Annotated in this window: 16 protein-coding genes; 13 read left to right on the top strand and 3 right to left on the bottom strand. The window is 70.8% G+C overall.

What is annotated here, in order from left to right:
• Window positions 1-9 precede the first annotated feature (9 nt).
• The 7 genes from DCE93_RS13600 (at window position 10) to DCE93_RS13570 (ending at window position 7,940) form a co-directional block, all read left to right on the top strand.
• The gene (locus tag DCE93_RS13600) at window positions 10-1,026 is read left to right on the top strand and encodes a TIGR03842 family LLM class F420-dependent oxidoreductase (protein ID WP_108596347.1); all 1,017 of its coding nucleotides are present in this window, start codon (window positions 10-12) and stop codon (window positions 1,024-1,026) included.
• The gene (locus DCE93_RS13595; RefSeq protein WP_244284182.1) at window positions 1,023-1,982 is read left to right on the top strand and encodes an ABC transporter permease; all 960 of its coding nucleotides are present in this window, start codon (window positions 1,023-1,025) and stop codon (window positions 1,980-1,982) included. Before DCE93_RS13600 ends, DCE93_RS13595 begins: the two co-directional genes overlap by 4 nt.
• A complete protein-coding gene (locus DCE93_RS13590) occupies window positions 1,979-2,815 on the top strand; it encodes an ABC transporter ATP-binding protein (RefSeq protein ID WP_108596346.1) in 837 nt (278 codons plus the stop codon). Before DCE93_RS13595 ends, DCE93_RS13590 begins: the two co-directional genes overlap by 4 nt.
• Window positions 2,815-3,675: an ABC transporter permease gene (locus tag DCE93_RS13585; protein WP_108596345.1), complete on the top strand. Its 861-nt coding sequence runs from the start codon at window positions 2,815-2,817 to the stop codon at window positions 3,673-3,675. Before DCE93_RS13590 ends, DCE93_RS13585 begins: the two co-directional genes overlap by 1 nt.
• A 51-nt stretch (window positions 3,676-3,726) precedes the next feature.
• Complete coding sequence (locus DCE93_RS13580) at window positions 3,727-4,890, top strand: ABC transporter substrate-binding protein (RefSeq protein ID WP_108596344.1); 1,164 nt, start codon at window positions 3,727-3,729, stop codon at window positions 4,888-4,890.
• 167 nt (window positions 4,891-5,057) lie between these two features.
• Window positions 5,058-6,386, top strand: coding sequence for an aspartate aminotransferase family protein (locus DCE93_RS13575; protein ID WP_108596343.1), 1,329 nt, complete (start codon window positions 5,058-5,060; stop codon window positions 6,384-6,386).
• Between the two features lie 3 nt (window positions 6,387-6,389).
• Window positions 6,390-7,940 carry a CoA-acylating methylmalonate-semialdehyde dehydrogenase gene (locus DCE93_RS13570; protein WP_108596342.1) on the top strand — a complete coding sequence of 517 codons (1,551 nt, stop codon included), beginning with the start codon at window positions 6,390-6,392 and terminating at the stop codon, window positions 7,938-7,940.
• A 36-nt stretch (window positions 7,941-7,976) separates the two neighbouring features.
• Here DCE93_RS13570 and DCE93_RS13565 read toward each other — a convergent pair whose 3' ends face one another.
• From DCE93_RS13565 to DCE93_RS13555, 3 genes are all read right to left on the bottom strand, one after another.
• Entirely contained in the window at window positions 7,977-8,456 is a 480-nt protein-coding gene (locus DCE93_RS13565; protein ID WP_108596341.1) for a CinA family protein, read from the bottom strand.
• Between the two features lie 40 nt (window positions 8,457-8,496).
• Window positions 8,497-9,282 carry an enoyl-CoA hydratase/isomerase family protein gene (locus DCE93_RS13560; protein ID WP_108596340.1) on the bottom strand — a complete coding sequence of 262 codons (786 nt, stop codon included), beginning with the start codon at window positions 9,280-9,282 and terminating at the stop codon, window positions 8,497-8,499.
• Between the two features lie 126 nt (window positions 9,283-9,408).
• Window positions 9,409-10,326 (bottom strand): LysR family transcriptional regulator, encoded by a 918-nt coding sequence (locus DCE93_RS13555; RefSeq protein ID WP_108596339.1) that lies wholly within the window; start codon window positions 10,324-10,326, stop codon window positions 9,409-9,411.
• A 135-nt stretch (window positions 10,327-10,461) separates the two neighbouring features.
• Here DCE93_RS13555 and DCE93_RS14945 point away from each other — a divergent pair, with 135 nt between their 5' ends.
• The 6 genes from DCE93_RS14945 (at window position 10,462) to DCE93_RS14710 (ending at window position 17,975) form a co-directional block, all read left to right on the top strand.
• Window positions 10,462-10,584, top strand: coding sequence for a hypothetical protein (locus DCE93_RS14945; protein ID WP_268876719.1), 123 nt, complete (start codon window positions 10,462-10,464; stop codon window positions 10,582-10,584).
• Window positions 10,585-10,820: 236 nt separating this feature from the next.
• Window positions 10,821-11,561, top strand: coding sequence for a Type 1 glutamine amidotransferase-like domain-containing protein (locus DCE93_RS13550; protein ID WP_108596338.1), 741 nt, complete (start codon window positions 10,821-10,823; stop codon window positions 11,559-11,561).
• Window positions 11,558-12,913: an anaerobic C4-dicarboxylate transporter family protein gene (locus tag DCE93_RS13545; RefSeq protein ID WP_108596337.1), complete on the top strand. Its 1,356-nt coding sequence runs from the start codon at window positions 11,558-11,560 to the stop codon at window positions 12,911-12,913. The genes DCE93_RS13550 and DCE93_RS13545 overlap by 4 nt, the downstream gene beginning before the upstream one ends.
• A complete protein-coding gene (locus tag DCE93_RS13540) occupies window positions 12,913-14,337 on the top strand; it encodes a threonine/serine exporter family protein (RefSeq protein ID WP_108596336.1) in 1,425 nt (474 codons plus the stop codon). The genes DCE93_RS13545 and DCE93_RS13540 overlap by 1 nt, the downstream gene beginning before the upstream one ends.
• A 9-nt stretch (window positions 14,338-14,346) precedes the next feature.
• Window positions 14,347-14,919 (top strand): orotate phosphoribosyltransferase, encoded by a 573-nt coding sequence (gene pyrE, locus DCE93_RS13535; protein ID WP_108596335.1) that lies wholly within the window; start codon window positions 14,347-14,349, stop codon window positions 14,917-14,919.
• A complete protein-coding gene (locus tag DCE93_RS14710; protein WP_108596334.1) occupies window positions 14,919-17,975 on the top strand; it encodes a hypothetical protein in 3,057 nt (1,018 codons plus the stop codon). The genes pyrE and DCE93_RS14710 overlap by 1 nt, the downstream gene beginning before the upstream one ends.
• Window positions 17,976-17,978 lie beyond the last annotated feature (3 nt).

Genomic DNA, 17,978 nt, shown 5'->3' with positions numbered 1-17,978 from the left:
GGAGTACCGATGGAATTCGGAGCGGTCCTGCAGACCAACCCCCCGGCATCGCGAACCATCCAGCTCGCGAAGCTCGCCGAGAACCACGGGTTCACCCACGTGTGGACCTTCGACTCGCACCTGCTGTGGCAGGAGCCGTACGTCATCTACAGCCAGATCCTCGCCGAGACCCGCAAGGTCAAGGTGGGGCCGTTCGTCACGAACCCCGCCACGCGCGACTGGACGGTGACGGCGTCGATCTTCGCGACCCTCAACGAGATGTACGGCAACCGCACGATCTGCGGCATCGGCCGCGGCGACTCGGCGGTGCGCGTCACCAACGGCAAGCCGACGACGATCGCCGAGCTGCGCGAGGCGATCCACGTGATCCGCGAGCTCGCGAACTCGCGCCCGGTCGAGTACCACGGCTCGCAGCTGCAGTTCCCGTGGAGCCACGGCTCGGAGCTCGACGTGTGGGTCGCGGCCTACGGCCCGATGGCGCTGAAGCTCACGGGCGAGGTGGGCGACGGATTCATCCTGCAGCTCGCCGACGTCGACATCGCCGCGTGGATGATCCAGCACGTGCGCGACGCCGCCGAAGCCGCTGGCCGCGACCCGATGTCGATCAAGTTCTGCGTCGCCGCTCCGATGTACATCGGCGACGACTGGGAGCACATGCGCGAGCAGTGCCGCTGGTTCGGCGGCATGGTCGGCAACCACGTGGCCGACATCGTCACGAAGTACGGCGCCCACGGCGCCGTGCCCGACGCCCTCACCGACTACATCGCGGCGCGCGAGGGCTACGACTACAACGAGCACGGCCGTGCGGGAAACGTGCACACGGCGTTCGTGCCCGACGAGATCGTCGACCGGTTCTGCCTGCTCGGCACCGCCGAGCAGCACATCGAGAAGCTCGAGCAGCTGAAGGCGCTCGGCGTCGACCAGTTCGCCGGGTACCTCCAGCACGACAACAAGGAGGAGACGCTGCGGGTCTACGGCGAGACCGTGATCCCGGCGCTCTCCGAGCACCTCACGGCGAAGGCATGATCGAGACCGGTGTGCGCGAGACGACGATGACGGATGCCGCGGCGCCGGCGCCCGGCATCCGTGCGTCGCGTCGCCCGGGGCGCGCGGGCCGCGGGGTCGGCCGGTGGGTCTGGGGCCTCGCCGGCATCCTCGTCATCGCGCTCGTCTGGGAGGGCTACAAGCTGCTCGGACCCGCCGACGGGGTCGTGCTCGGCGGCATGCGGGTGCTCCCGCGCACCACCGATCTCGCGATGCCGCACGTCTGGGACATGGGCGCCCGCCTCGCCGAACCCGTCACCCGAGCCGACGACGCGCTGCCGCTCTGGGCGGTGGTCGCGCTCGCCGCGCTCACGACCCTCGGCATCGCGGCCGCGGGGTGGCTCGTCGGCGTCGTCGTGGGCATCGGCCTCGCGCTCGTGATGCAGCGCTGGCGCATCGCCGAGTGGGGGCTGCTGCCCTGGATCGTGCTCAGCCAGACCGTGCCGCTCATCGCGTTCGCGCCGGTCGTGAAGAGCTGGGGCTCGCGGGTCGAGATCGGCTCGTTCGAGTGGCAGGACTGGATGTCGGTCGCCCTCATCGCGAGCTACCTCGCCTTCTTCCCGATCGCGATCGGCGCGCTGAAGGGCCTGCAGTCGCCCGACCGCATCCACACCGAGCTCATGCAGACGTATGCGGCGGGCTACTGGCAGACGCTCGTGAAGCTGCGGTTCCCGGCATCCGTGCCCTACCTGCTGCCCGCGCTGCGGCTCGGCGCGGCGAACGCGGTGATCGGCGCGGTCGTCGCCGAGGTCTCGACGGGCCTCCAGGGCGGCATCGGCCGCATCCTGATCCAGTTCGCCGGGCAGGCCTCGGGCGACCCGGCGAAGGCCTGGGGGCCGATCTTCGGCTCGATCGTGCTCGGGCTCGTCGCGGCCGGATCGGTCGCGCTCCTCGGCGTGATCCTCACGAACTACCGACGAACGGAGGAAGCCGCATGACGGACGCAACGCCCGCCATCGCCGCGGTCGAGATCAGCGGGGTCGACAAGGTGTTCGAGACCCGCTCGGGTCAGGTGCAGGCACTCGATTCGATCGGCCTCACGGTCGCCGCCGGCGAGTTCGTCTCGCTCATCGGCCCGAGCGGATGCGGCAAGTCGACGCTCATGCGTCTCGTCGCCGATCTCGACCAGCCGAGTTCGGGGAGCCTCTCCGTGTTCGGCAAGTCGGCCAAGCAGGCCCGGCTCGACCAGGAGTACGGCATCGCGTTCCAGCAGGCGGGCCTGCTGCCGTGGCGCACTGTGGAGGGCAACGTCGCCCTGCCCCTCGAGCTGCACGGCGCGGCATCCGCTGCTCGCACCGCCCGGGTCGCCGAGCTGCTCGACATGGTCGGCCTCTCCGACTTCGCCGACCGCTACCCCGACCAGCTCTCGGGCGGCATGCAGCAGCGCGTGGCGATCGCCCGGGCGCTCGCCGAGCAGCCGCGACTGCTGCTCATGGACGAGCCGTTCGGCGCGCTCGACGAGATGACGCGCGAGAAGATGCAGACCGAGCTCGTGCGCATCTCCGCCGAGACCGGTGCGGCCGTCGTGTTCGTCACGCACTCGATTCCCGAGGCCGTCTTCCTCTCCGACCGCGTCGTCGTCATGTCGCCCCGGCCCGGGCGCATCCAGGAGATCGTGCCGATGCGGCTCGGCGCCGACGCCCAGCGGGCGGCTCGCACCGAGGAGCTCCGCGAGGAGCGCGGCTTCTTCGACATGGTCACCGCGGTGCGCGAAGCCCTGCACGGCGGCTCACCGGTCGCGGCGGGCCCGCGTGGAGTGGAGAACCGCTGATGTCGGCCACCGCCGCGAGCACGGGCGCCGCCCCGCAGGGCCGTGGCGGATCGCGGCCGCACGGCATGAGCCCGCGCACCGAGACGACGCTCCGCATCGTCGCCCCGGTCGCGGTCGGGCTCATCGTGCTCGGCATCTGGCAGTTCCTCGTGAGCGTCGTCGGCGTCAGCGACTACCTGCTGCCGAGCCCGGCATCGATCGTCGAGGAGCTCATCGCCTACTGGCCGTCGGTCGTGCAGGCGACGCTGCTCACCGGCACGAACGCGCTGCTCGGCCTCATCGTCGGCTCGATCCTCGGCATCGCGCTCGCCGCGCTGGCGGCGAGATGGCGGCCGATCGACCAGATGAGCGCGCCCGTCGTCGCCTCCCTCGCCGTCATCCCGATCGTCGCGCTCGCCCCGGTGCTCAACTCGATGTTCGGCGCCGACAGCCAGTTCGGCCGGCAGGCGATCGCGGCACTCGCCTCGTTCGTGCCGGTCTTCGTCAACACGCTGCGCGGGTTCCGGCAGACGGACCCCGTGCACCGCGACCTCATGAAGGCGTATGCCGCGAACTCGGGCCAGGTGCTGCGCACCCTGACGCTGCCGACCGCGCGGCCCTTCATCCTCACCGGCATCCGCATCGCCTCGTCGCTCGCCGTGATCTCGGCCCTCGTCGCCGAGTACTTCGGCGGCCCGCGCGGCGGGCTGGGCGGGCTCATCTCGACGTCGGCCGCGTCGAGCGCGTACGCCCGCGCCTGGGCGTACGTCGTGGCATCCATCGCCCTCGGCCTGCTCTTCTACCTCGCGACGCTCGCCCTCGAACGCCTGCTCCAGCCGGCCGGCAACGGCCGCACGACCCCATCGGATGGCGCGAACTGACGCGTTCGACGAGTGGAAGCCATGCACCACGAGAATGATGAAAGGACCGACATGAACCACAGCAGACGTCGCTTCGCGACGATCGGCGGCGCGCTCGCCATCTCGGCCGCGCTCGCCCTCACCGCATGCTCGGGATCCGGCGACGGGTCGGACGGCGCTACCGACGACGCGTCGGGCTCGGGCGACCTCACCTCGGTGAAGCTCCAGCTCCAGTGGCTGCCGCAGGGCCAGTTCGCCGGCTACTTCGCCGCCGTCGACCAGGGCTACTTCGAAGAGGAGGGCCTGGACGTCGAGATCATCCCCTCGGGCGGTGACATCGTGCCGCAGGACGCGCTCGCCAACGGCGACGTCGACTACGCGATCGCCTGGGTGCCGAAGGTGCTCGGCTCGATCGAGCAGGGTGCGAACCTCACCAACATCGCCCAGATCTTCCAGAAGTCGGGCACGTTGCAGGTCTCGTGGGCCGACTCGGGCATCGACTCGGTCGCCGACTTCGAGGGCAAGAAGATCGGCTCATGGGGCTTCGGCAACGAATGGGAGATCTTCGCGGCGATGGCCGCAGAGGGCCTCGACTCGTCGACCGTGCAGATCATCACGCAGGACTTCAACATGAACGCCTTCCTGCAGGGTGACATCGACGCGGCCCAGGCGATGACCTACAACGAGTACGCGCAGCTGCTCGAGACGCCGAACCCCGACACGGGCGAGCTCTACCAGCCCGAGGACTTCAACGTCATCTCCTACCAGGACACGGTCGGCGCGATGCTGCAGGACGCGATCTGGGCCGACACCGAGCGGCTGGAGAGCGACGAGGCGTATCAGGACACGACCGTCGCGTTCCTCAAGGCCGTCATCAAGGGCTGGATCTACGCGGCCGAGAACCCCGAGGAGGCATCGGAGATCACGATCGCCGAGGGCTCCGGCTGGGGCCCGAGCCACGAGCTCTGGATGGTCAACGAGACGAACAAGCTCATCTGGCCGGCACCCGACGGCATCGGCATGATCGACGAGGCCGCGTGGGCCGCCACCGTGAAGGGCGCGCTCAGCGCCGTGAACGAGTCGGGAGCGAGCCCCATCACCGAGGAGCCGCCGGCATCGGCGTGGTCGAACGAGTGGATCACGACGGCGCTCGACGAACTGAAGGCCGACGGCGTCGACGTCACGGGCGAGAGCTTCGAGCCCATCGACGTAGAACTCACCGAGGGCGGCAACTAGTCATGCGTCGCCCTTCGAGAAGCGCCAGACAGAGCGTCGAACTCACCGAGGGCGGCAACTAGGCGAGTGGATGCCGCGTGGCCGGTGCGTCCCGGCCGGCCGCGCGGCATCCACCCCGCGGCATCCACCCCGCGGCATCCGACACCGACAGGAAAGGCACTGACGCCATGACCGACAACCTCACCGACGGCCTCGACGAGCTCGCCCGCGAACTCGACCGCGAGCACGTCTTCCACTCCTGGTCGGCGCAGTCCCAGGGGTCGAACCTCGTGGTCGCGAGCGGCCGCGGTTCGCGGGTCTGGGATCACGCCGGCCGCGAGTACCTCGACTTCTCGAGCCAGCTCGTGAACGTCAACATCGGCCACCAGCATCCCTCGGTCGTGCAGGCGATCCGTGAACAGGCCGAACTGCTCACGACGATCGCGCCCTCGACGGTGAACCTCCCTCGCGGCGAGGCCGCCAAGCGCATCGTCGCGCACGCGCCAGCCGGATTCCGCCGGGTGTTCTTCACCAACGGCGGCGCCGACGCCAACGAGAACGCGATCCGTATGGCGCGGCTGCACACCGGCCGCGACAAGGTGCTCTCCACCTACCGCTCGTACCACGGCAACACCGGCGCGGCCGTGGTCGCGACCGGCGACTGGCGCCGCATCCCGAACGAGTTCGCGCGCGGCCACGTGCACTTCTTCGGGCCCTACTACTACCGCTCCGAGTTCTGGGCGACGACCCCCGAGCAGGAGGCCGAACGCGCGCTGCAGCACCTGCGCCGCGTGATCGAGGCCGAGGGGCCGGCGTCGATCGCCGCGATCCTGCTCGAGACGATCCCCGGCACCGCGGGCGTGCTCGTGCCGCCGCCCGGCTATCTCGCCGGCGTGCGCGAGCTCTGCGACCGGCACGGCATCCTCCTCATCCTCGACGAGGTCATGGCCGGGTTCGGCCGCACCGGGCGATGGTTCGCCTTCGACGGCTACGACGTGCGCCCCGACCTCATCACCTTCGCGAAGGGCGTGAACTCGGGGTACGTGCCGGCGGGCGGCGTCATCATCGACGAACCCATCGCCGAGACGTTCGACGAGCGGGTCTTTCCGGGCGGGCTCACCTATTCGGGGCATCCGCTCGCGATGGCCTCGATCGTGGCGACCCTCGACGCGATGTCGTCGGAGGGCATCGTCGACCACGCCCGTGACGTCGGCGCCACGGTCATCGCGCCCGCGCTCGCCGAGCTCGCCGAGCGGCACGCCGTCATCGGCGAGGTGCGAGGCGAGGGCGTGTTCTGGGCGCTGGAACTCGTCGCCGACCGGGCCACCCGCGAGCCGCTGCCCGCGGCGGCGATGGGCCGTCTCAAGTCCGCGCTCGTCGCGCGCGGACTCCTGCCGTTCGTGCAGGACAACCGCATCCATGTCGTGCCGCCCTGCGTGGTCACGGCCGAGGAGGTCGCCGACGCGATGGCGATCTACGACGAAGTACTGAGCACCGCACTCGAAGGAGAGGGCTGAACCATGGGCCAGACCGACCTGAACACCTCGTCGCCGGGCGAGACCCAGCCATTGGACGCCGAGCTCGTGACCGTCGATCACTGGATCGACGGGGCATCCGTCGCCGGCGACTCCGCCCGAAGCGGACCGGTCTACAACCCGGCGCGCGGCGTCGAGCAGAAGCGCGTGCGCTTCGCTTCGACCGAAGACGTCGACGTCGCCGTGCAGGCGGCGGCCCGCGCCTTCCCCGCCTGGCGCGACACCTCGATCGCCAAGCGCCAGCAGGTGATGTTCGCGTTCCGCGAGCTGCTGAACGCCCGCAGCGACGAGCTCGCCGCGATCCTCACGAGCGAGCACGGCAAGGTGCTCTCGGACGCGGCGGGCGAGATCGCGCGCGGCCTCGAGGTCGTCGAGCTCGCGTGCGCGATGCCGGGATACGCGAAGGGCGAGTACTCCGAGAACGTGTCGACCGGCATCGACGTGTACTCGACGAAGCAGCCCGTGGGCGTCGTCGGCATCATCAGCCCCTTCAACTTCCCGGCGATGGTGCCGCTGTGGTTCTTCCCGCTCGCGATCGCGACCGGCAACACGGTCGTGCTGAAGCCGTCGGAGAAGGACCCGTCGGCATCGATCTGGCTCGCCCGGCTCATGCAGGAGGCGGGGCTGCCCGACGGCGTGCTGAACGTCGTGCACGGCGACAAGGTCGCCGTCGACGCCCTGCTCGAGCACCCCGTCGTGCGCTCGATCTCGTTCGTCGGCTCGACCCCGATCGCGAAGTACATCTACGCAACGGCGACCGCGCACGGCAAGCGCGTGCAGGCCCTCGGCGGCGCCAAGAACCACATGCTCGTGCTGCCCGACGCCGACCTCGACCTCGCCGCCGACGCCGCGGTCAACGCCGGCTTCGGCTCGGCGGGGGAGCGCTGCATGGCCGTCTCGGTCGTGCTCGCCGTCGACTCGGTCGCCGACGAACTCGTCGAGAAGATCGGCGAGCGGATGTCGCGGCTCACCACCGGCGACGGCACGCGCGGCTGCGACATGGGCCCGCTCATCACCCGCGAGCACCGCGACAAGGTCGTCGGCTACCTCGAGGTGGCGGCCGCCGACGGCGCGTCGGTCGTGGTCGACGGGCGCTCCGCCCCGATCAACGGGGAGCCCGATGGGTTCTGGCTCGGCCCGACCCTCGTCGACAAGGTGCCGCTCGAGTCATCCGTCTACCGCGACGAGATCTTCGGACCGGTGCTGTCGGTGGTGCGCGTCGACGGCTATCAGGACGGCGTCGACGTGATCAACGACTCGCCGTACGGCAACGGCACGGCCATCTTCACGAACGACGGCGGGGCCGCCAGGCGGTTCCAGCGCGAGGTGACGGTCGGCATGATCGGCATCAACGTGCCGATCCCCGTGCCCGTCGCCTATCACTCGTTCGGCGGATGGAAGGACTCCCTCTTCGGCGATGCCAAGGCCTACGGCCCGCGCGGCTTCGACTTCTTCACGCAGGAGAAGGCGGTCACCTCGCGCTGGCTCGACCCGAGCCACGGCGGGCTGAACCTGGGCTTCCCGCAGCACGAGTAGGGGTTCGTGCGGTGGCCGCCCTTCGGCGGCGGGCGGTCAGCGTGGCAGCGCGTCGCGCAGCATCTCGAGCGCGGCGCGCACCGTCTGGTGCACGACCGCCGACGGGTCGCCGCCGTCGAACTGGAAGTGCGCGTCGAGGATCTTGCCGCGCACCGAGACGGCGGCGTAGACGCTGCCCGCGGGCTCGCCGTCCTCGGGGCCCGGTCCTCCCACGCCCGTTACCGCGACAGTGGCATCGGCGTCGAGCAATCGGGCGACGCCCTCCGCGAGCTCGCGCGCGCCCTGCGTCGAGGTGACCGACTCGGCGGTCACGCCGAGAACGGAGCGCTTCACCGATTCCGCGTAGGCGACGACACCGCCCTGGAACCACTCGGATGCATCCGGTGCCGCGCCGAGGGCGTTGGCGATCGCGCCGCTCGTGAGCGACTCGGCCGTTGCAACCCGCACGCCGGCGGCCTGCGTTCGCGATGCGATGTCGCGGGCGATCGCCGCGAACTCGTCAGCCGGGTCCTGCATGGTCAGCCTCCGATTCCTGGGATCCTCGACGCCCGAGACGTCAGCGCGACCCCGACCTCGCCGTGAATGCCGAGATCGCGGCCTGCGCCTGCGGCGTCTCGAACGCTGCGCCGATCGTGCGCGCCTCGTCGTCGAGCGCGTCGGCGAACGGGCGCTCGAGCCCCGACCGCACGAGCCGCTTCGCCTGACCGAACGCACCGGTGGCGCCGGCGAGCCAACCGGCCGCGATCTCGCGTGCCCGCGCCTCGAGCGCGCCGGGCGCGACGACCTCGGTGACGAGTCCCCAGTCGAGCGCCTCCGTGGCCGTGAGTGTGCGCGACGTGAGGGTCAGTTCGAGCGCGCGCCGGGTGCCGATCGCCTCGGGCAGCAGGGTGCTCACTCCGCAGTCGGGGGTCAGCGCGACATCCGCATATCTGCTTGCGAACGTCGCATGCTCGGAGGCGATGACGAGGTCGGCGACGAGCATGAAGCCGAGGCCGCCGCCCGCGACCGGACCCTGCACGGCGGCGACGATGGGCTTGGCGCTCTCGCGGAGCGTTCGGTGGCCGTCGTGGATGCGATCGGCGAGGCCCGTGATGACGGCCCCGGCGTCGGGCTCGCCCGCGGCGAGCTGCGACATCGCGACGACGTCGCCGCCCGCGCAGAACGCACGGCCGTTGGCGTCGAAGAGCACCGCGCCGATGTCGTCGCGCTCGGCGATCTCGTGCGCGAGCACCTGCCAGCGTGCGATCGCCTCGGGGTCGACGGCGTTCAGCCGGGCCGGCCGGTTGAGGGTGATGCGGGCGAGCCCGTCGCTCACATCGAACAGGATCGCGTCATCGCTCATGAACGTGGAGTCTACTTCGGTCCACCGGGGCCGCTACGGCCGTCGGGACCGCTCGTGTCGCACGGGACCGCCGATATCCACGATCCCGTGCGACACGAAGTGTCCCGTCGGCACCCCCGGGCGTGCTCAGGCCGCGGCGTGCGCCCGCTCGAGGCGCGACGCCCGCGCCACGAGCACGTCGAGCACCGTGCGCACGGCGAGGCGCTCCGCGACATCCGGCCGCACGAGCGCCACGATCTGACGAGCGGATGCCACGCCGCGCAGCGGCTTCAACACGATCGAATCGGGCACCGTGCCCGTCGTGTAGCGCGGCACGAACGCGATGCCGAGACCCGCCTCGATGAACGCCTCGATGATGCGCATGTCGCTGAAACGCTGTCGCACGGTGGCACGGTGCCCGGTCTGCTGCTCGATCGCGTGCAGGATGCGCTCGAACGGGAAGCCCGGCGGCACGCTGAGCCAGGTCTCGTCGACGAGGTCGGCGGGGGTCACGTGGGCGCGCCCGGCGAGTCGGTGATCGGCGGGGATGCCGATGTCGAGCGGCTCGGTCAGGAGCGGCACCGCCTTCAGACCGCGCCCGCCCCACGGCAGCACCCCCGGCATCGTGTGCGCGAGCACGATGTCGAAGTCGGCGGTGAGGTCGGCGAACTCGGCGAGCCCGGGGTCGAGGTCGGTGGCGTTCACGACGAGACCGGCGACCGGTGCGAGGTCGGCGAGCACGGCCGGCAGCAGGGTCGCCCCGATGGTCGGGAAGGTGAGCAGCGACACCTCGCCGCTCGGGTGGTTGCGGAACTCGTCCCAGAGGGCCGTGGCGCGCTCGAGGGCGATCGCGACGTCGGCGGCGCTCCGCGCGAGTGCGTGACCGGCGCTCGTGAGCGCGACACCTCGGCCGGAGCGTTCGGTGAGCGGCATGCCGGCCTCGCGTTCGAGCACCTTGAGCTGTTGCGACACCGCCGAAGGGGTGCGGCCGGTCGCCTCGGCGACCGCGGTGATGCTGCCCCGTTCAGCGAGCTCTCTGAGCAGGTCCAGTCGACGCACATCCATGAAGCTAGCCTACATTGTCATTGTAGAATTGTGAGCTTGTGCTGCATGGTTGTTCGCGGTTCAATTGAGGTGTCGAACACGTGCAATGGGGCATCGAACGCTCGATCACCCGCTCGTACTTCGAAAGGATCCACCGTGCTCAGCATCATCGTGCTTCTCGGCGGCGTCTCCGCCGCCGCCGTCATCGGCTCGATCGTCGTCACCGCGCGTGACGGCTACCGTCGTCAGCCGCGAGAGACGTTCGCGCGCACCGTCTAGGCGCCGCGAATCCCGGGGGTCCGTTCCCCGGATTGCAGGGCCGCCGCGCGGGGGAGGGACACCCCGCGGGGCGGCCCTTCAGCATGCGCATCGGGAGGCGCTGGGGGGATTCCGATCCGCAGGTCTCGGGAAGAGTCCGTCGTCGTCGTGCGCTCCCCGACCCACCGGACGGTTCTCGACACGGCTGACGCTCTCCCGCTAGCGTGTGCCCAGGGGAACGACGTTTTGGGGGGAACATGGCGCATGTGGTCGCGACCGGCGCAGGCAAGGTCATGATGGAGCGTCGGGCGGATCCGACGCACGAGTACATCTTGAAGCTCACCGGCAAGGAGCGACCGCGCGTGCTCTTCGTCGGCACGGCGACCGGCGACGACGCCGCGTACATCGTGAGCTTCTACACGACGTACGACTCCGACCGCTGCGCGCCGCATCATCTCCCGCTCTTCCACCGGGCCGTCGACGACCTCGCCGGATTCGTGCGCGGCTTCGACGTGATCCACGTCGGCGGCGGCAACACCGCGAACATGCTCGATGTCTGGAAACGCCAGGGCCTCGACGAGATCATGCGCGAGATGTGGGAGGACCCGTCGTCGAACACGGTCTTCACCGGCGGCAGCGCCGGCGGCATCTGCTGGTTCGAGGGCGGCACGACCGACAGCTACGGGCCGACGCTGCAGGTGCTTCCCGAGGGGCTCGGATTCCTGCACGGCAGCTTCTGCCCGCACTACGACGCGGAAGACCAGCGGCAACCGCTCTTCCACGCCTCGCTCCTCAGCGGCGAGCTCACGACCGGCTACGCCGTCGGCAACCTGCAGTCGCTGCACTTCGACGGCTCGGAGTTCGTCACCGCGATCAGTCCGGTCGAGAACGCGCTCGCGCTGAAGGTCGAGGCGGTCGACGGCAGCATCGTCGAGACGAAGCTCCCGGTGCAAGTGCTCGAGAGTACCGGCCCCATCGCGAAGGGGCCCTCGTCGTGAACGACAACGTGTGGATCCTCGTCGCCGAGCTGATCGTCGTCATCGCGGCGATCTTCATGGGCACCCGCACGAGCGGGATCGGCCTCGGCGTCTGGGGCCTCGTGGGTGTCGCGGTGCTCATCTTCGTGTTCGGCGAGGCACCCGGCAACGCGCCCGTCGATGCGGTCTTCATCGTCATCACCGTCATCACCGCGGCATCCGTCATGCAAGCCGCCGGCGGCATCGACTGGATGGTGTCGGTCGCCGCGAAGGTGATCAAGAAGCGGCCGAAGTCGGTGGTGTTCCTGGCACCCGCGATGTCGTTCCTGTTCACGGTCGGTGCGGGCACCGGCAACATCTTCTATCCGCTGCTGCCGGTGATCTACGACGTGTCGTACCAGCAGAAGATCCGCCCCGAGCGGGCGCTGTCGGTCTCGGCGGTGGCCTCGCAGGTCGGCATCCTCTGCAGTCCGGTCTCCGCCGCGACCGCGTCGATGGTCGTGCTGCTGGCGCCCCAGGGCGTCGATCTCGGCAAGCTGCTGCTCATCATGTGGCCGGCGTCGATCGTCGGACTCGCCGTCGCGGCCATCGTCATGGTGCGCAAGGGCAAGGAGCTCGAGGACGATCCCGAGTTCCAGCGCCGCCTCGCCGCGCACCTCGTGAAGCCTGCAGTGCAGGTCGACGTCGACAAGAAGCTGCCCCGCTCGGCGGTGCTCTCGGCGTCGCTCTTCCTCGCGGGTGTCGGCGTGATCGTGCTGTTCGGCCTCTTCGAGGGCATTCGCCCCGTCATCGGCACCGATGACGACGGCGACCCGCTGCGGGTGAGCATCACCGTCATCATCGAGGTGGTCATGGGCATCATCGCGGCGCTCATCTTCGTGACGTGCAAGGTCAAGGCGTCGGATGTCCCGAAGCAGTCGACCTTCCCGGCCGGCATCGTCGGCGCGATCGCCCTCTTCGGCATCGCCTGGCTCGCGAACACCTTCGTCGCGGCGAACAACACGCTCATCGTCGAGGGCCTCGGCTCGCTCGTCTCCGGCTCCTCCGCCTTCCTCGGCGCGCTGCTCTTCGCGTTCGCGCTCTTCGTCGTCGCGATGCTGACGACGAGCCAGTCGAGCGCGACGAACGCGATCGTGCCGATCGGCATCACGATCGGGCTGCCCGCTTCGCTCCTCGTCGGCCTCTGGCCGGCCGCGATGGGCATCTACACGCTGCCCGCCAACGGCAGCCAGGTCGCGACGGTCGCCTTCGACCAGACCGGCACGACGAAGATGGGCAAGTTCGTCGTCGACCACTCGTTCCAGTTGCCGAACCTGATCTACGTGGTCGTCGCGATCATCGTGGGCGTCGCGCTCTCGTTCGTCATCGTCTGATGGCCGAGGCGGGCGACCAGGCACTCCTCCGCAGGTTCCTGCTCGGGCTCGCGGAAGGCATGAATGCCGCAGCTGATTCCGTCGACAAGATCCGCGACACGCTCGTGCAGGTGTCGCGAGCGAACGGTCGCGAGGACACCGACTTCGTCGTGCTGCCGACCGTGATCATCATCCAGACCGGTGCCGGCGAGGAAGGCCGGGTGGCGATCCGCTCGGCCGTGAACGCCTCGTTCCGCTTCGACCAGATCGCGGCGCTCTACCGACTGATCGACGACGCCAAGCGTGCCGAAATCGCCCCGCTCGACGGCATCAAGCGGCTCAACGACATCGGCGCGATGAAACCGTCGCACGGCTGGGTCGTGCGCACCTTCGGGCACGCGGTGCTCACCACGGGACTCGCGTTGCTGCTCGCGCCGACGTGGGAGGGCGCGCTCGTTGCCTTCGTGCTCGGGGCGTTCATCGGCGTCGCCAAGCTCGTGCGCTCGCCGACGCTGCAGATCGTCTTCCCGGTCTTCGCGGCGTTCGTCTGCGCCATCGCCGTGTTCCTGATCGCGCCGTACTTCGCCGTTGGCGACCCGATCAAGCTGCTCATCGCGCCGCTCGCGACATTCCTGCCGGGTGGGGTGCTGACGACGGCCGTCGTCGAGCTCGCGGCGGGCCAGATGCTCGCCGGTGCCTCCCGTCTCGTATTCGGGCTCGTGCAGCTCTCGCTGCTCGCGTTCGGCATCCTGGCCGCGGGCACGCTTGTCGGCGTCGGCAGTTCCTCCTACGTGCCGCTCCAGACGAACGAGGCCTTCCCGTGGTGGACGGCGATGGTCGGAGTCCTGCTCTTCGCGATCGGCAACTATCTGCATTTCTCGGCCCCACCGCGCACCTTCGGCTGGGTGCTGCTCGTGCTGCTCGTCGCGTACGGCGGCCAGGTAGTGGGAAGCGCGCTCATCGGGGCATCGGTGAGCGGGTTCATCGGTGCGCTCGCCATGACGCCGGTCGTGCTGTGGATCGCCACGCTACGGCACGGCGCGCCGTCGCAGCTCACCTTCCTGCCGGCGTTCTGGCTGCTGGTGCCGGGCGCCGCCGGTCTCGTCGGCCTCACCGAGGCGATCGGCACGACGCGCGGCTTCGAGGACTTCACCGAAGCGCTCATCTCGATCATGTCGATCGCGTTGGGCGTGCTGATCGGCACGGCGCTCTACCGGGTGGTGCACCAGGGTGCCGAAGAACTCGCCGACTTCCACATCGAGGTGCCCGCCTCGCTCACCGAGGAGGAGAAGCCGCCGTTCTGGGCGCGCCTCGTGCCGGGCACGCCGCGCACGTTCTGGCGGCGACGTCGCCGACGCCCGACGCCCGATCATCGAGGGGATGCCTCGTCGACACCCGCCGCAACAGAGGAATCCTCCCCTTTTTCTCAGGCAACCGAGTCGTAGAGTATTCGGGTGACCCTCCGAGACGCCAAGCACACCGACGCCGCGCGCAGCCGGTTGATCGACTTCATCGCCGCCGACGCCGTGTTCCACGGGGACTTCACCCTGACGAGCGGCAAGAAGGCCAGTTACTACGTCGACCTCCGCAAGGTGAGCCTCGACCACCGCGTCGCGCCCCTCATCGGTGAGGTCATGATCGACCTCATCAAAGACGTTCCCGACGTCTTCGCCGTCGGCGGCATGACCATGGGCGCCGACCCGATCGCCGCGGCGGTCCTGCATCAGGGCGCAGCGCGGGGCCTCTCCTATGACGCATTCGTCGTGCGCAAGGAGCCGAAAGACCACGGCCGCGGCAAGCAGGTCGAAGGTCCAGACCTCGCGGGCAAGCGGGTCATCGTGGTCGAAGACACGTCGACGACCGGCGGCAGCCCCCTGCAGGCGATCGAGGCGCTGAAGAAGGTCGGCGCCGAGGTCGTGGCCGTCGCGGTCGTCGTCGATCGGGCGACCGGGGCGCGTGAGGTCATCGAGGCGGCCGGAGTGCCGTACCTCGCCGCCATCGGGCTCGAAGACCTGGGACTGGCCTGATGAGCCGCGACGGGCAGGGTCTGGGGGGCGACGGGGCCGATTGGCTGCTCGCCCAGTTGGCGAGCGGCACCGCACCGCACCGCGACGTTCCTCCGCAGCCGCCCGTCGCCACGCCCGCCCAGCCGGGCCACCAGCTTCCGCCGGTCGGTCACCCGCCGGTCGCTCCGGGCACTCCGGCGCCGCGTCGCGACGAAGTGCTCGACTGGTTCTCCGAGGCTCCAGCGCAGGCTGCGGCGCAGGCTCCGGATGCCGCGACCCGATCGCTTCCCGTCGTCGGTGCGCCGACACCCCAGCAATCGTCATCGACCCCTCCCGTCTACCTGACGCAGGTCGAGCCGCCGGTCGGCACGCCCGGCCCGGCTCCGTTGCGGCCGGCCGCCGCACCGTGGCCGCCGGCCGTTTCGTCGGCACCGCCCGTTGCCCCGGCTGCCCCGGCCCCGCTGCCGCCCCTGGCGCCTTCCGGGTACCCGACTGTCGAGTCGTTGTCGCCCGCCGCTCGGCCCTTCGTTCCGGTCGTGCCGGCCACCCGACCGGTGGCCGAGCCGACCCCGCCCGGACCGGTGACTCCCACCGCGCCATTCGCTCTCACCTGGGGTTCAGAGGAACTCGAGTCGGAGGATGCGATTCGAGCGGCCTTCCGCAGTCTCTCCGACCCGGCGCCTTCGGAGGCTCAGACGCACGAGGCATCCGTGGCCCCGGCCGCGCCCGTGCAGCCGTTTCCGCCGGTGACCCCGGCTGCCGCTCCGGTCGCGCCTGCCACTCCCGTCGCGCCTGCCGCACCGGTCGCGCCCGTACCGCCCGTCGACGCCGAATCCCCGTTCGCCGGGTTCGCCCCGCCTCCCGTCGCCCGTCAATCGTTCACCCCCGTGCGTCCGGCGGTCACGCCGACCCATCCGACCACTCCGTTGACCGCGCCGGCCGGTTGGGATGCGCCGGTCATGCCGGCCACTCCGTCGACCGCGCCGGCCGGTTGGGATGCACCGGCCTCGCCGATCCCTCCGACCTCACCGGCCACTCCGTCGACTGCGCCGGCCGGTTGGGATGCACCGGCCTCGCCGATCCCTCCGACCTCACCGGCCACTCCGTCGACTGCCCCGGCCGGTTGGGATGAGCGGCGTCCGCGCGCTTCGGCGCCGGCCGCCAACTACGACGACGAGCTGTGGGCTGCCCTCCACGAGCCCGAGCCGGTTGCGAACCCGGCGTCGGCCCAGCCCACCCAGCAGGCAGCCCCGGCACGCGCGGAGAACGACCGGTTCGCCGCCTTCGCCGCTGACACGACCGACCCCTTCGCGGCCCTCGCCGCGACGACAGCGCTCCCCGTGCAGCCATCCGCCCCCGAAACCGAGCCGCGTCCCGGCAGCGCGAGCGGGCAGCAACCGAACGCCGCACCCGCACGTGAGGCCCACGCGTTCAACGCCACGCCGTTCCCCGCATTCGCCTCGGGCGCGAGCGGCGGCGACGACCCCACACGGGAGCCGCCGGAGCCCGTCGACGACCTGCTCGCCTCGCTGGGCAGCGGTGCGCCGCGGACTCGCGACGCCGTGCCGCCCGCGCGCGAGAGCGCGACCCCCGGTGGGGCCACCCCGCCGACGGGACCCGTGCCTTCCGGCCTCGATGCCCTCGGGTTCGGCTTCGACGACGAACCCGAAGCGGCCGACGACACAGCGCCGCGACGTGGCGTCGATGCGGAGGCGACACCCGGCATCCGAGGCCGCTTCTTCGGTCGTGGCCGGAACCCCGAACCCGAGTTCGACGAGGACGAAGCGCCGGACGGGCTCGAGGCAGGCGAGACCGGATACCTGTGGAACCTGACGCCGGATCCGACTGCCGAAGACCCGAAGGATCGCCCCGAGGCCGTGGCGACCTCGTTCCTGGCGGCGCCCGGTGCCGCGGGCGACGGTGCGACCGATGTCTTCGGCGCCGGGTGGCGCGACGACGCCGAGCTCGAAGTCGAGCCTCAGCCTGACGCTGGCCCTGACGTCGAACCCGAGCCCGACGTCGAGCCCGACCTCGATCCGGCCGGCGAGCAGGGGATGCAGCCCGACTGGGCGTTCCCCCAAGACACCGCGCCCTTTCCGAGCGACTTCGCCGACCGCCTCACCGCCGGCCCTGCCTTCGATGCGGCGACGATCGCCCTCCCCGTGAGCGATTCGTCGGCCGCGGCCTCGACGCCGGCCGCGGCCTCGACGCCGGCCGCGGCATCCGACGACTCGGTGACGGCGCTCTTCGGCGCTGCCGCAAGCGACCCCTTCGGCTCGCCCCGTGCATCGAACGACCCGTTCGGGGCCCCGGCGCCCGGCGCCCAGCCTGCGGCCGGCGGTTCCCCCACGACTCCGGTCGGCGGCCCGGCCAGCACCGGCATCGGCCCGCAGCGGGGAGGCGCCGGCAGGCCCGGCGGACCCAACGGCAACGGCAACGGCGGCGGCGGCGGCAACGGCGGCGCGGCAGGCGGCACCGGCGGGCGCCCTCCGGGCGCACCGAAGGGCGGCAATCGCACCCTCCGCACGCTCATCTGGGTCGCCGGCGGCCTCGTCGTGCTGCTCGTCATCGCCGGGCTCTACTTCGTCGGCACGCAGCTCTCGAGCGACGATGACGGCGGCGGTCAGGCCTCGGGCAGTGCGTCGGCGAGTGCCTCGGAGACGCCCGTCGTCGAGCCGACCGGCCCGCAGCCGGCCGGCGTGCACGCCTGGAACACCCTCTTCGGCGGCGAGTGCATCGACCCGTTCGACTCGGTCTGGGCCGAGGAGTTCACCGTGGTCGACTGTGCGGCGCCCCACGCGGCCCAGCTCGTCTATCGCGGAACACTGCCGGGTGACGCGGCCGCCCCCTTCCCGGGTGAGGCCGAGCTCGCAGCGCAGATGCCCGCGCTCTGCCGGGCCGCCGGCGTCTTCGAACCGACGCTCGTGGCCGGCATCGGCGATCTGCAGGTGCTGGGCAGCTTCCCGGTGACCGAGGAGCAGTGGGCCGAGGGCCAGCGCAACTACTACTGCTTCGCGAACCGTGCGGGCGGCGAGCCGCTGACCGGGGCGATCAACGGCCCCGGGCCGACGGCCTGACCG

The organism is Agromyces badenianii, from assembly GCF_003070885.1.
GTDB classification, from domain to species: Bacteria; Actinomycetota; Actinomycetes; order Actinomycetales; family Microbacteriaceae; genus Agromyces; species Agromyces badenianii.
The sequence above is the reverse complement of the archived record's forward strand: the minus strand, read 5'-3'. Positions and strand labels throughout refer to the sequence as shown.

Excerpts from the sequence above, each read along its gene's own strand:
- DCE93_RS13590 (WP_108596346.1), top strand. The coding sequence starts at position 1,979 with ATGACGGACGCAACGCCCGCCATCGCCGCGGTCGAGATCAGCGGGGTC.
- DCE93_RS13565 (WP_108596341.1), bottom strand. The coding sequence starts at position 8,456 with ATGCAGGACCCGGCTGACGAGTTCGCGGCGATCGCCCGCGACATCGCA.
- DCE93_RS13570 (WP_108596342.1), top strand. The coding sequence starts at position 6,390 with ATGGGCCAGACCGACCTGAACACCTCGTCGCCGGGCGAGACCCAGCCA.
- DCE93_RS13585 (WP_108596345.1), top strand. The coding sequence starts at position 2,815 with ATGTCGGCCACCGCCGCGAGCACGGGCGCCGCCCCGCAGGGCCGTGGC.
- DCE93_RS13555 (WP_108596339.1), bottom strand. The coding sequence starts at position 10,326 with ATGGATGTGCGTCGACTGGACCTGCTCAGAGAGCTCGCTGAACGGGGC.
- DCE93_RS13540 (WP_108596336.1), top strand. The coding sequence starts at position 12,913 with ATGGCCGAGGCGGGCGACCAGGCACTCCTCCGCAGGTTCCTGCTCGGG.
- DCE93_RS13595 (WP_244284182.1), top strand. The coding sequence starts at position 1,023 with ATGATCGAGACCGGTGTGCGCGAGACGACGATGACGGATGCCGCGGCG.
- DCE93_RS13550 (WP_108596338.1), top strand. The coding sequence starts at position 10,821 with ATGGCGCATGTGGTCGCGACCGGCGCAGGCAAGGTCATGATGGAGCGT.
- DCE93_RS13600 (WP_108596347.1), top strand. The coding sequence starts at position 10 with ATGGAATTCGGAGCGGTCCTGCAGACCAACCCCCCGGCATCGCGAACC.
- DCE93_RS13575 (WP_108596343.1), top strand. The coding sequence starts at position 5,058 with ATGACCGACAACCTCACCGACGGCCTCGACGAGCTCGCCCGCGAACTC.
- DCE93_RS13580 (WP_108596344.1), top strand. The coding sequence starts at position 3,727 with ATGAACCACAGCAGACGTCGCTTCGCGACGATCGGCGGCGCGCTCGCC.
- DCE93_RS13560 (WP_108596340.1), bottom strand. The coding sequence starts at position 9,282 with ATGAGCGATGACGCGATCCTGTTCGATGTGAGCGACGGGCTCGCCCGC.
- DCE93_RS14710 (WP_108596334.1), top strand. The coding sequence starts at position 14,919 with ATGAGCCGCGACGGGCAGGGTCTGGGGGGCGACGGGGCCGATTGGCTG.